9 protein-coding genes and 2 pseudogenes are annotated in these 13,153 nt (G+C 68.4%); 5 read left to right on the forward strand and 6 right to left on the reverse strand.

What is annotated here, in order from left to right; translation table 11 throughout:
- The first annotated feature begins 24 nt into the window (after positions 1–24).
- Both DL544_RS14980 and DL544_RS14985 read left to right on the forward strand, forming a co-directional pair.
- Positions 25–285 (forward strand): exodeoxyribonuclease VII small subunit, encoded by a 261-nt coding sequence (locus DL544_RS14980; RefSeq protein ID WP_005410522.1) that lies wholly within the window; start codon positions 25–27, stop codon positions 283–285.
- Entirely contained in the window at positions 275–1,153 is an 879-nt protein-coding gene (locus tag DL544_RS14985) for a polyprenyl synthetase family protein (RefSeq protein ID WP_053498934.1), read from the forward strand. Before DL544_RS14980 ends, DL544_RS14985 begins: the two co-directional genes overlap by 11 nt.
- 75 nt (positions 1,154–1,228) lie before the next feature.
- Here the strand turns inward: DL544_RS14985 and DL544_RS14990 are convergent, their stop codons facing one another.
- Together DL544_RS14990 and pmbA are read right to left on the reverse strand one after the other, a co-directional pair.
- Positions 1,229–1,600, reverse strand: coding sequence for a DUF4870 domain-containing protein (locus DL544_RS14990; RefSeq protein ID WP_065179227.1), 372 nt, complete (start codon positions 1,598–1,600; stop codon positions 1,229–1,231).
- An 87-nt stretch (positions 1,601–1,687) separates the two neighbouring features.
- Positions 1,688–3,055, reverse strand: coding sequence for a metalloprotease PmbA (pmbA, locus tag DL544_RS14995; protein WP_070488917.1), 1,368 nt, complete (start codon positions 3,053–3,055; stop codon positions 1,688–1,690).
- A gap of 68 nt (positions 3,056–3,123) precedes the next feature.
- Here pmbA and yjgA point away from each other — a divergent pair, with 68 nt between their 5' ends.
- Complete coding sequence (yjgA, locus tag DL544_RS15000) at positions 3,124–3,711, forward strand: ribosome biogenesis factor YjgA (RefSeq protein WP_005418075.1); 588 nt, start codon at positions 3,124–3,126, stop codon at positions 3,709–3,711.
- Positions 3,712–3,752: 41 nt separating this feature from the next.
- Here the strand turns inward: yjgA and tldD are convergent, their stop codons facing one another.
- The 4 genes and pseudogenes from tldD to DL544_RS15020 form a co-directional block, all read right to left on the reverse strand.
- Positions 3,753–5,198: a metalloprotease TldD gene (gene tldD / locus DL544_RS15005; RefSeq protein WP_005418077.1), complete on the reverse strand. Its 1,446-nt coding sequence runs from the start codon at positions 5,196–5,198 to the stop codon at positions 3,753–3,755.
- A gap of 58 nt (positions 5,199–5,256) precedes the next feature.
- Positions 5,257–9,112, reverse strand: a pseudogene (locus DL544_RS15010) (YhdP family protein).
- A 30-nt stretch (positions 9,113–9,142) separates the two neighbouring features.
- Positions 9,143–10,630, reverse strand: coding sequence for a ribonuclease G (rng, locus tag DL544_RS15015; RefSeq protein ID WP_005418079.1), 1,488 nt, complete (start codon positions 10,628–10,630; stop codon positions 9,143–9,145).
- Positions 10,623–11,230 (reverse strand): annotated as a pseudogene (locus tag DL544_RS15020) (Maf family nucleotide pyrophosphatase). Before DL544_RS15020 ends, rng begins: the two are co-directional and overlap by 8 nt.
- 130 nt (positions 11,231–11,360) lie before the next feature.
- On the opposite strand from DL544_RS15020, the gene DL544_RS15025 reads away from it, so the two are divergent.
- The gene (locus tag DL544_RS15025) at positions 11,361–12,098 is read left to right on the forward strand and encodes an SIMPL domain-containing protein (protein WP_005418081.1); all 738 of its coding nucleotides are present in this window, start codon (positions 11,361–11,363) and stop codon (positions 12,096–12,098) included.
- 215 nt (positions 12,099–12,313) lie between these two features.
- Positions 12,314–12,964: an energy transducer TonB gene (locus DL544_RS15030; protein WP_139727451.1), complete on the forward strand. Its 651-nt coding sequence runs from the start codon at positions 12,314–12,316 to the stop codon at positions 12,962–12,964.
- Positions 12,965–13,153 lie beyond the last annotated feature (189 nt).

Here is a 13,153-nt window from a genome sequence, read left to right on the forward strand (position 1 = left end):
GCGCAGCCCGTCCACACTTGCCGCATGGCCAAGAAGTCCCCCGAAAACGCCTCCCCGGTCGCCCAGTTCGAGCAGTCGCTCGAATCGCTGGAACAGCTGGTGGAGCAGATGGAAACCGGCGAGCTGAGCCTGGAAGCCTCGCTCAGTGCTTACGAACGCGGCGTCGGTCTGTACCGCCAGTGCCAGCAGGCGCTGGAACAGGCCGAACTGCGCGTGCGCCTGCTCAGCGATCCGGCGCAGCCGGAAGCATCCGAACCTTTCGATCCGCCCAGCCATGACGGCTGAGGTTCTGTTCGCGCGCTGGCGCGACCGTATCGAAAGCCAGCTCGACGCTGCCCTGCCCTCGCCTGCCGAAGCACCGCAGCGCCTGCACCAGGCCATGCGCTATTCGGTGCTGGGCGGTGGCAAGCGCATGCGCCCGCTGCTGGTGTATGCCAGCGGGCACCTGTTCGGCGCGCAGCCTGAAAGCCTTGACGCAGCGGCGATGGCCGTCGAGCTCATCCACGCCTATTCGCTGGTGCACGACGACCTGCCGGCCATGGACGATGACGCGCTGCGCCGCGGCAAGCCGACCACCCACATCGCCTTCGACGAAGCCACCGCGATCCTGGCCGGCGACGCCCTGCAGACCCGTGCCTTCGGCCTGCTGGCCGATGCGCCACTGCCCGCCACGCTGCGCGTGGCCTGCCTGCAGACCCTGGCCCACGCCTCCGGTGCCTCCGGCATGTGCGGCGGCCAGGCGCTGGACATCGATGCCACCGGCCAGCAGCAGACGCTGGCGGCACTGACCCGCATGCACGCGCTGAAAACCGGCGCGCTGATCCGTGCAGCGGTGCGCATGGGAGCGCTGTGCGGCCAGGCCCACGAACCACAGCTGGCCCAGCTGGACGGCTTCGCCGACGCGCTCGGCCTGGCCTTCCAGGTCCGCGATGACATCCTCGATGTCGAAGCCAGTTCCGAACAGCTGGGCAAGACCGCCGGCAAGGACCAGGCGCAGGACAAGAGCACCTTCCCCGCGCTGCTCGGCATGGACGGTGCGAAGGCGCAGCTGCGCGAACTGGCCGCACGCATGCAGGCTACGTTGGCCGGCCATGGCGAAGAGGCCGACGCGCTGCGCGCGCTGGCCACGCTGGCGGTGGAACGCGATCACTGATCGCTGGCGTGATGCTGCCGCCAAACAGGAACGCCCGGCAATGCCGGGCGTTCCTGTTTGCGCGTGCGGCCGGAATTACTTGATCAGGCGCAGCGCGAACGGGTAGCGGTAGGCTTCGCCGTTGTTGGCCTTCACGGCGGCGATGATGCAGAACACCAGGTTCAGGATGCCGACGATCGGCGCCAGGATGCCGCCGATGATCACGATGGTCAGCACGATGCAGATCAGCATCGCGATGGTGATGGTGATCTGGAAGTTCAGCGCTTCCTTGGCCTGGTCTGTCACGAAGGACTTGCTGGCGTCATCCTTGTTGATCAGCCAGATGATCAGCGGGCCGATGAACCAGGTGAAGATGCCCAGCAGGTGCGCGGCCAGCGCCATGGTGCGCTGGTCGGCCGGGGCATTGGTGGTTGCCGGCGGCGGCGGGACGTTATCGAATTCACTCACGACAAAACTCCTTTTCATTGGGTGGTCTTGACCCACCAGCACCAAGCTGGTTGCGTCAGGCGGGCATAGCTTACGCCATCGACGCCATCAATCATTACCGGCAATGGTCATCCGCCCCAGCAGGATCGAGCCGGTCCGGATGTGCGAGCGCGGGTCGACGTCGCTGCCGACCGCCTCGATGCTGCTGAACATCTCGCGCAGGTTGCCGGCGATGGTGACGCCGTCCACCGGGTACTGGATCTCGCCGTTCTCGACACGGAAGCCGCCGGCGCCGCGCGAATAGTCGCCGGTCACCCCGTTCACACCCTGCCCCATCAGCTCGGTCACCAGCAGGCCGTCACCCATCTGTCGGGCGATCTCTTCGAGCGAGCCGGCATTGGCCGCCAGCTGCAGGTTGTGCACACCGCCAGCATTGGCGGTGGTCTGCAGGCCCAGCTTGCGCGCCGAATAGCTGCCCAGCACATAGCGCTGCAGCACGCCGTCACGGACCAGCGCCGAAGCACGGGTGGCCACGCCGTCGCCGTCGAAGGCGGCCGAGCGCAGGCCGCGGCGCAGGTGCGGCAGTTCGTCAATCTGCATCCACTCCGGGAACAGGCGCTGGCCGACGCTGTCCAGCAGGAAACTGGCCTGGCGGTACAACGCGCCGCCGGACACTGCCGACAGCAGGTGGCCGACCAGGCTGCGCGCCACTTCCGGGGCGAACAGCACCGGCATGCTGCCAGTGGCCAACGAACGCGGCTGCAGGCGGGCCACGGTGCGCTCGGCGGCGCGGCGGCCGACCAGACCCACGTCTTCCAGGTCCCCCTGTGCCAGCGCGCTGGTATACCAGCCATCGCGCTGCATGCCGTCGCCCTGCCCGGCGATCAGCGCGCAGCCGACCGAATGGTGGGTGCCTCGCTCACGACCGAAGAAGCCATGCGAATTGGCGTACACCGACAGGCTCTGCATGCTCGATACGGAAGCGCCATCGGAATTGCGGATCTGCGCATCGGCCTCGCGGCCAGCGGCCTCGCAGGCCAGGGCCAGGTCCACCGCCTCATCGGCCTGCAGCGCCCACGGGTGCCAGCCATCCAGGTCCGGGAAGTCGGTGGCCATCAGCGCGGCCTCGGCCAGGCCGGCGGCCGGGTCATCCTCGGTATGCCGGGCAATCGCGCAGGCCTGCTCGACCGTAGCGGCCAGGCTGGCCTCGTTCAGGTCGCCAGTGCTGGCACTGCCCTTGCGCTGCCCGAAATAGACGGTCACGGCGATGCCACGGTCACGGGTGGACTGCACAGTCTCGACCTCGCCGAGGCGGACATTGACCTCCAGGCCCCGATCCTCGCTGCAGCTGACCTCGGCCTGGCTGGCGCCCAGCGCGCGGGCGCGGTCGAGCAGCTGCTGGGAGAGGTCGGCCAGCCGTTCCAGCCGGGCCAGGCTGTCGTCGCCGACGGCCACTTCAGGGGCGATCACGTTCAATGCTTTATCCTGTACGGGTTGGGCCCGGCATCACGCCGGGCGACTTTTTTTGAAATCAGGTAGGGACGATGCGCGGACGCGACGAAGAAACCGGTGAATTCCACGACAAGAGCCGCAGCCAGAACCGGCGCGATGCACTCGACGTGCTGGCCCTGGGTGAGAAGCTGGTGTCGCTGACCCCGGCCCAGCTGGCGCGCCTGCCGATTCCGGAAGACCTGCTGCCGCACATTGCCGAGTGCAAGCGCATCACCGCCCACATCGCCCACAAGCGCCAACTGGCGTTCCTGGCCAAGCACATGCGCCGCGAAGAAGAGGCCACGCTGGATGCGATCCGCGATGCGCTGGACGCCAACAGCGAAACCGGCCGCCGCGAAGTGGCGATGATGCACCGCGTGGAAGACTGGCGCGACCGCCTGCTGGCCGAGGGTGACAAGGCACTGGCCGCTCTGCTCGATGACTATCCGCAGGCCGACCGCCAGCAGCTGCGCACGCTGGTACGCAACGCGCAGGCCGAGAAGGCCAGGAACAAGCCGCCGCGCGCTTACCGCGAGATCTTCCAGGTGCTGCGCGGCCTGATGCTGCCGGCCGCGCTGGGCCTGAAGGCCGGCGCCGAAGACACCGACCACATCGGGACCGGCGAAGCCGACGAGGACTGAGTCCGCGTCGGCCCGGGCGGTTGCTGTGGCCATCGCCACGCTCAGGCCTGGGTACCGCCGACGGTGATGCCCTCGATCAACAGCGAGGGCTGGCCGACCCCCACGGGCACGCTCTGCCCGTCCTTGCCGCAGATGCCCACGCCCTCGTCCAGGGCCAGGTCATTGCCGACCATGCGCACCTTCTGCATGGTTTCCGGGCCGTTGCCGATCAGGGTCGCGCCCTTCACCGGCGTGGTGATGCGGCCGTCCTCGATCAGGTAGGCCTCGGTGGCCGAGAACACGTACTTGCCACTGGTGATGTCGACCTGGCCACCGCCGAAGTTGACCGCGTACAGGCCCTTCTTCACCGAACGGATCATCTCCTGCGGATCGTGCTCGCCGGCGCGCATGTAGGTGTTGGTCATGCGTGGCATGGTCAGGTGCGCGAACGATTCGCGGCGCCCGTTGCCGGTCGGGGCCATGCCCATCAGCCGCGCATTGAGGCTGTCCTGCATGTAGCCGACCAGGATGCCGTCCTCGATCAGCGTGGTGCACTGGCTGGGGTGGCCTTCATCGTCGATGTTCAACGAACCGCGGCGGCCGTCGAGGGTGCCGTCGTCGACGATGGTCACCCCCGGTGCCGCCACACGCTCGCCGATGCGGCCGGCGTAGACGCTGGTGCCCTTGCGGTTGAAGTCGCCTTCCAGGCCGTGGCCGACCGCTTCGTGCAGCAGCACGCCCGGCCAACCCGGGCCGAGCACCACCGGCATCATGCCGGCCGGCGCCGGCACTGCTTCCAGGTTCACCAGCGCCTGGCGCAGCGCTTCCTGGGCGAGGGCTTCGGGGCGGCCGCTGGCAAACAGGTCTTCGTAGCCATAACGGCCACCGCCACCGGCATAGCCGGACTCGCGACGGCCGTTGTGCTCGACGATCACCTGCACATTCAGGCGTACCAGCGGACGCACATCGGCCGCCAGCACACCGTCGCTGCGGGCGATCAGCACCGTATCGACGCCGCCGGACAGGCTCACCATCACCTGCCTCACGCGCGGGTCGGCGGCACGCAGGTAACCATCCAGGCGCTTGAGCACCTCGACCTTGGCTTCGTTGCCGATACCATCGATCGGGTCCAGCGCCGGGTACAGTGCGCGCGCATTGCCGCGCAGCAGCGATCGCCCGGACTGCGCACCGCCCTCACGCGAGATCGCGCGCGCCGACTGCGCCGCCGCCAGCAGCGCGTCGGCATGGATGTCATCGGAGTACGCAAATCCGGTCTTCTCGCCGGAAATCGCACGTACGCCCACCCCCTGCTCGATGGAATGGGCACCGTCCTTGACGATGCCGTCTTCCACGCTCCAGCTCTCGCGGCGGGCGTGCTGGAAATAAAGGTCGCCGAAGTCGACACCGGGGCCGAGCAACTGGCCGAAGGTGCGCTCAAGGCCAGCGGTATCCAGGCCGCCGGGGCGAAGCAGGCGGTCTTGGGCAAGCGTCAGGGCGATATCAGTCATGGTTTCGATCTGGGGGTGCGGGGGCGCTCAGGCAAGCCCCGTGAACAGGGAACCGCGCTCAGCGCGAGCGCGGCAGGTCGGTGACGGTCGGCGGAATGGCCGGTGCAGACGCCGGCACGGGCGGTGATGGGGTCTTGTCGCGGCTGCGCTCGATCACTTCCACCTTCGGTTCCTTCCATGGACCGGTCACCTTGTAGGTTCGGGCGCCAATCTCGCCCAGCGGCTTGGACAATACCGCATTGGTGGCCGCGCCCAGCGCGGCCCCCACCGGGCCGCCGGCCACCGCACCGACCACGGTCAGCAGGTTGCCCGCGCGCGGGTTGACGTCGATGGTCTGGTCGAACCGCTGGTTGCGCAGGTCAGCCTGGCCACGGATGGTGATGTTGGCCGCCGGGCCTTCGATCAGCACCTTGTCGGTGCGCGCCATGCCCTGGCCGAACTGCATGCTGCCGTCGATCTGGTTGAACGCGAAGCCCTTGGAGAAAAAGTCGCGGAAGTCGAACATCAGGCGCCGCGGCAGCTGCGCGACGCTGAGCAGGCCCAGCACGCGGCCGGCGCCTGGCTCCAGCTCCAGCAGCTGGCCATTGCGCGCGTGCAGGTCGAGACTGCCCTGCAGGTTGCCCAGCTGGAAGTCCGACGGGCCTCCGCTCCACGAGGCCTGCAACTGCGCCTGGCCGGAACCGCCGCGCAACTGGCCGCCGTAATCAAGATTCTGCATCAACCCACCCAGATCCTCGCTGCGCACCTGTGCGGTCAACTCGGTTCGGGCACCACCGGTCCGGCCCAGCCAGCGACCGCTGATGTCGATCTCCTGGTCCGGCGCACGGAAACGCAGCGCATCCACGTTCAGGCCATTGGCCAACGGTCGCGTGCGCAGCACCGCCTGGCCCAGCACCACCTTGCCGAACTTCAGGTCGGCAATGTCCAGCGCGAACGGCGGCAGCTTGGCCGGGTCCATGTCGTTGGCACCGGCCTGTACCCGCGCCGGTGCAACCGGCGCGCCCGGTGCCGCCGGCAGTGACTGCCAGTGCACGCGGTCAAGCTGGCCACTGATCGTGCCACCGTCCGCATTGGGGACAGTCAGGCGTCCGGCCAGCGACGGGCCGTCCAGCCGCACATCCAGTGCCTGTGAGCCCGGGTGCAGCTGCAGCCGGGTCTGCTCGAACACGCCGCCGATCAGCTTCAACTGGCCAACCTGCACGTCCACCGCTCGCAGCGGCATCGCATCGTCGTCCCCGCCACCCGCGCCAGGCCGATCCACTCCAGCGCATCCAGCGTCGCGCTGCGGCCATTGACCGTCAGCCCGCTCGGCGGCGGCTCACGATCAACATGATCACTGCCCAGCGTGACCTGCACGCCGGTCTGGTTGTTGTGGCTGCGTGCGGCCAGGGCCAGGCGCTGGCCGAAGGCCACATCGATGCGGCCGGCGCCCATCGGCAACTGCGCGGCCACCGTGGTCGCCAGCGCTTCGGCGGCCGGCTTGTCCAGCGGTGCCGGCAGGTCCAGCCGGGTGCCGACCAGGTCCGAACTCAACCGCAGTTCACTCGGCGGCGCGGGCGCCCCCGGGGCCACCTTGGGCAGGTTGACCGCGATGGTCCACGCTGAAGTGCCGGTGATGTAGGGCTTGAGCCAGGTCATTTCCGGTGCGCGGTCGATCAGTACGCCCGCATCAAGATGCGCCGTCAGCTGCGATTCGAAAGCCCGCGTGCTGTCGTGCACGTAGCCACCAGCGCGCAGGCTCAGGCGGCCATCCTGGCCGAGGTGGCGCACCGCCAGTTCCTCAGCGCCGAAGCCGCCATTGCTGTAGCGCGCCTGCCCTCGCATGTTGTCGAAGGCCAGCTGGAAGCGCTTGTCGACCAGCTTCACGCCGGTCAGGTCGACCGTCCCCTGCAGATGACCACCGCCTTCATCGTGGTGCAGCGGCTGCAGCAGATCGAAAGTCACATGCGCCGGACCACTGGCGACCAGGTTGTCCAGCGTATCGCCGTAATCCTTGTGCAACGGGCTCTGGCGCAGCATCGCCAGCAGCTTGCCGGCCTCGCTCGGCGCGTCGGCACGTACGTACAACGGCTGGTGCCCGAAGTCCGGAATGCCCGCTTCGAATTTCTGTACCGCCACGCCGGCAAGATCACCCCGTCCACGCATGTCGAAGCCAGGGCCGATGAAGGCGATGTCGGCGTCGACCTGGCTCATCAGCGGCCAGTCGTGCTGGAAGCGGATGTCGCCATTGGTGATGTGGCCGGTGGCCTCGAAGCGGCCATCATTGTTGTCGAACGGCCAGTCGTCCAGGTCACCGGTGACCAGGCCGACACCACCACGCACCTGGCCGCCGGCCAGTGCCATGTCCAGCCAGTCGGTGGCGCCCTTGCTCATCTTGGAGTGGATCCAGAAGCGCTTGGCCGCCGTCATCGGCACGTCGTCCAGCTTCGCGGCCAGCTGCAGCCACGGCCGCGTACCGTCGCCCTGGAACCAGACGCCGCCGCGCACGTCGGCCGCGTAGTCGGTGCCTTCCACGCGCATGGCCGGCGTTCCGATCCGCCAACCGCCGCCCTCGTCGCGCCACCCCACGACCTGTCCGGCCAGATGCAGGTCATGCCGCACGCCAAAGCCGGTCGGCCAATCGAACTGCAGCTGCCGTTGCGGCTGCAGCTGCAGGCTGAAGCCATCGGCGTCGCCTTCAAAGCGCCCGCCCAGGCCGCGCAGGCCGGGCGAGTTGCCCACGCTGGCGAAACCCAGCGACTGCAGTTCACCCTGCGCCCACAGGGGGCCATCGTGTTCGCCCGACAGCTGCAACGCGCGCACGTCCAGCTGCGGCCTGGACAGGAACAGCCAGCGACGCAGGCCCGGCTCAAGGCGATCACTCAGAGCCAGCGCACGCAGTGCGATGCCGGCCTGCACCGCACCGGCGTTCACCCGCAGCTGCTTGCCGATCTGCAGCTGCAGGCCATCGAGCTGCTGTGCGCCATCTTCGGTCTTCAGGCGCAGGCGCGGCACCTGCAACGCCCAGCCATCGGCCTGGCGCTGCCAGCGCAGGCGGGCCTGCAGCCGCTGCAGCTGCAGCTGCGGCGCTGCCACGCCGGGCATCGGTGCACCGTCGACGCGCACGTCCCGCAGGTCCGAATCGGTGGTCAGCGCGACCGGCGCGAAATCACGCAGGGTCAGCCACAGGTTCAGCTCGCCCTTGCCCTCGCGCAGGCGCACGCCGCCGGCCGCCAGCAAGGGCGACCAGGCATGGAAATCGACCGGGTCGGCGCCGAGCCAGGCCTGGCCGTTGCCACGCGCACGGTCCACGTCCAGTACCGCGGTCAGCGGCAGCGCTTGTGCATCGGCCCAGGCGCGTACACCCACGCGCAGGCGATCACCATTGACCCGCATGCGCAGGTCGATGCGCGGCAGCGTGGTGTCGATGCCGATCCCCGGCGCGTGCACGCCCAGGCGGCCGCCGATCACCTGCAGCTCGCCGAGCCGGCGCAACGCATCCAGCGGATCCCCCCGTTGTCGGATTGCGGCAACCCGCGCACCGACCAGCGTCCGTCTTCGCCCTGCTGCAGGTCCAGGGCCAGGCCACGCAGGCGCAATTCGGTCAGCGAGCGCCCGGGCAGCAGCCCGCTGTACATCGATACCAGCACCTCGGCCTCGCCGATCGCCAGGCCCTGCCCGGCACCGATGCGCAGGCCCTTCAGCTGCAGCAGCGGGCCACGACGGGTCCAGGTCGTCTGCAGCTGGTCAAAACGCACCGGCTGGCCAGCCCGCTCGCTCAGCCAGGCGGCGATCCTGTCGGGATGACGCTCGGCCAGCGGCAGCAGTTGGCTGAAGGTGCCCACCAGCAGTGCAAGCCCGACCAGGCCCACCGCACAGGCGGCAATGAAATGACGGCGGATCCTTCGCAGTCGCAGGCGCGGCGGCGCGCTCATCGGCCACCGCCGGCCTGCAGCCGGCGAGGATCAGAGCAGAACGACATCGAATTGCTCCTGCAGGTACTGCTCGTCCGCCTGGAAGCGGATGCTCTTGCCGAGGAACTCTTCCAGCTCGGCCACCGCCGAGGATTCCTCATCGGTGATGCGCGCGACCACTTTGGTCGATGCGATCACCAGCAGGCGCGCGGCATCGAACTGGCGCACGGCACGGGTGATCTCGCGGAAGATCTCGTAGGTCACCGTCTCGGTGGTCTTGATGCTGCCGCGGCCGCTGCACTGCGGGCAGGTTTCCGACAGCTGGCGCTCCAGGCTTTCGACCGTGCGCTTGCGGGTCATCTCCACCAGGCCCAGCGGCGAGAAGTCGTACACCGTGGTCTTGGCATGGTCGCGGGCCAGCGCCTTTTCCAGCGTGCGCAGCACCTGACGGCGATGCTCTGCATCATCCATATCGATGAAGTCGATAATGATGATGCCGCCCAGGTTGCGCAGCCGCAGCTGACGCGCCACTGCCTGCGCCGCTTCCAGGTTGGTGCGGAACACCGTCTCTTCCAGGTTGCGCTGGCCAAGGAACGAGCCGGTATTGACGTCGATGGTGGTCATCGCCTCGGTCTGGTCGATCACCAGGTAGCCACCGGACTTGAGCGGCACCTGCTTGTCCAGCGCGCGGCCGATCTCGTCTTCCACGCCGAACATGTCGAAGATCGGGCGGTCGCCGGAATACAGCTCCAGCTTTTCGGCCAGCACCGGCATGTACTTGGCGACGAAGGCCTGCAGCTGGCCGAAGGTCTCCTTCGAGTCCACCTTCACCTTGTCCACGTCCTTGCGGATCAGGTCGCGCACGGACCGCAGCGGCAGGCTCAGGTCTTCATAGATGATGCTGCACGACGGCGCTTCGCGGCCGCGGCGCTCGACCACGTTCCACACGCGCGACAGGTAGGCGATGTCCTCGGCGATGGCCTCGGCCGGCTGCCCTTCGGCGTTGGTCCGCACGATGTAACCGTAGCCACCATGCTGTGCCGACAGTTCGGTCACCAGCGCCTTCAGGCGGGCGCGCTCGGTTTCGTCCTCGATGCGCGCCGACACGCCCACTACCTTGGACTGCGGCAGCAGCACCATGTAGCGCGAGGGAATGCTGATCTGCGTGGTCAGGCGGGCGCCCTTGGTGCCGATCGGGTCCTTCACCACCTGCACCACGATGTCCTGGCCGTCACGCAGCAGCTCGACGATCGGCACGCTGGCCGGCGGCGGCAGGGTGGTGTTCTCGGTGTCGGCGCTGGCCACCGGTGCCGGCCGCACCACGTCGTTGGCGTGCAGGAACGCGGCGCGCTCCAGGCCGACTTCGACGAAGGCGGCCTGCATGCCGGGCATGACCCGCTGCACCTTGCCCTTGTAGATGTTGCCGACCACGCCACGGCGCCAACCGCGCTCGATGTGCAGTTCCTGCAGCATGCCGTTTTCGATCACCGCGACCCGGGTCTCGCGCGGGGTCACATTGACCAGGATTTCCTCAGACATCGGCAGCCTCCCTGGCGGCATCGGCAGTGGGGACCGGCACGCCACAGCGCGCCAGCAGACGATCGGTATGCAGCAGCGGCAGCCCCATCACGCCGGAGTAGCTGCCGGAAAGATGTTCGATCCAGCGTTCGGCCCCGCCCTGGATGGCGTAGGCACCGGCCTTGTCCAGCGGCTCGCCGGTGGCGACATAGGCGGCGATGTCGGCGGCGTCGATCGGGGCGAAGGTCACCTCGGAAATGACCAGCTCGCTGTCCAGGCCGCCCGCACCGACCACCACCACGGCGGTCATCACCTGGTGGGTGCGCCCGGCCAGCCGCGCCAGCATCGCCCGCGCGTCAGCGGCATCGACCGGCTTGCCGAAGACCTCGCCATCCAGCACGACCTCGGTATCCGAACCAAGCACCCGCGCCTGCGGGTCGTCGGCCAGCACCCGGGCCAGCCCGGCGCGCGCCTTGTCGGCGGCGACCCGGCATACATACTGTTCGGCGCTTTCAGTGGCCGCGCGCTGCTCGACGACCTCCAGGTCAAGGGCCTGGAAGGGGCGTCCGAGTCGGGCCAGCAGCTGGTTGCGTCGGGGGAGCGGGAAGCAAGATAGAGCATCGGCACAGCATAACCTGAGGCCGCCACCTGAATCGTCGGCAACCCGTTACGGAACGCGTACAACCCCGATCAGGCTCACAGCGCGTTCATCGCTACGACACCACCCTCACCGGCACAACAAGGAGATCCCATGCGCCTGACCGCCACCCCGCTGCTGCTTGCCCTGTCCCTCGCCCTTGGAACCTCGATGACTGCTCATGCCGCTCCGTCGTCGCCGTCGATCGCCGCCGCGGCCGAAGGCACCCTGCTGAACATCTCGGCCAATGCCGAGGCCACCCGCGTGCCGGACGTCGCCACCCTGTCGGCCGGTGTGGTCACCCAGGCAGCCGACGGCAACAGCGCCATGCGCCAGAACGCCCAGCAGATGGACAAGGTGCTGGCCGCGATCAAGGCCGCCGGCATCGCCGAGCGCGACGTGCAGACCAGCGGCGTCAGCCTCAACCCGCAGTACCGCTATGCCGACAATGAGGCACCGAAGATCACCGGCTACCAGGCCAGCAACACGGTCAGCCTGAAGGTCCGCGACATCGCCAAGCTCGGCAAGGTGCTCGACGCGCTGGCCGCGCAGGGTGCCAACCAGATCAACGGTCCGCAGTTTGAGATCGACCAGCCCGAACCGGTCTATGACGAAGCCCGCCTGGCCGCCCTGAAGAAGGCCCAGGCCCGCGCCCAGACCTATGCCAGGTCGCTGGGCCTGCAGGTGCGCCGCATCGTCAGCATTTCCGAGAACAGCAACGGCGGTTTCCGCCCGATGCCGATGATGCGCACCATGGCCGCCGGCGCGGCGATGGACAAGGCCACCCCGGTCGCACCGGGTGAATCGACCGTCTCGGTCAACCTGGACGTGGTGTTCGAACTGGGCCGCTGATCGCGCCCGGCACGGCCGACCCAGGCGGGTCCCGCAGGGGCCCGCCTTTTTCGTCTATTCCGGCGGCGTTGGCTGAAGGCCAGCCCAACGCGCATGCCCCTGCCTCTAGGCAGTGGCCGCCATGCCGCGCTACTGATGAACTGCCAGCCGCGTGCGGCAACCCCGCCACGGACCCTGGTGCGTTGAGGACTTCGTCACTGGCATGGAGGTGGATCATGGTTCGTACCTATCCCGTTGCATCCCCGCACTTCGACCCCGCCCGCGTCGCCGCCTGGAGTGCAGCGATCGCCCTGCACCTGCTGGCCTTCCTGTTGCTGCTCATCCCTGCGACCTACCAGGCCGTGCAGGCCCCGCGTGAAAAGACTCCGGTGCGGCTGATCGAGAAGATCCCGCCACCGCCGACGCCGCCGGCTCCGGTCCCGCCAAAAGAGATCGTCCAGGTGGTACCGAAGCCCCGGACGCAGCCGGTGGCACCGCCACTGCCCGCACCCACCGCGACCGTGGAAGAGACCCAGGGCATCGCATTGCCGGCCGCCGAACCGGCTCCGCCGCAGCTGGCGCCCAGCATCGACACTTCCACCCCGTTGGCCGGCGCCCAGCTGCAGTACCGCAGCGCTCCGCCGCCGACCTATCCGATCCAGTCCCTGCGCAACTACGAACAGGGCACGGTGCTGTTGCGGGTGGAAGTGGACACCCGTGGCCAGCCGGTCGCGGTCAGCGTCGAGCGCAGCAGCGGCTCGCGCAACCTGGACCAGGCCGCCCGCCAGCAGGTGCTCAAGCACTGGCGCTTCGAGCCTGCCCAGCGTGACGGCGTGGCGGTTCCGGCCATCGGCATGGTGCCGGTGCAGTTCTCGCTGCCGGACTGAGCGTCCCACCGGCCCGGCCCCGCGCCGGGCCGGCCCCTGCCAATGCCCGACAAATGCGGACATGCCCGAGCCAAGCGTTACTGATTAAGCAAAAATTCACGTCTTCGTCACCTGCTGGAAACCTAGATTGGCGCGTCCCGGTATCGATCCGGCGACAGCCCTCAACGCTACGGTTTTCCAGTTAGGAGA

This window comes from Stenotrophomonas sp. pho, assembly GCF_006228405.1.
Classification (GTDB): domain Bacteria; phylum Pseudomonadota; class Gammaproteobacteria; order Xanthomonadales; family Xanthomonadaceae; genus Stenotrophomonas; species Stenotrophomonas sepilia.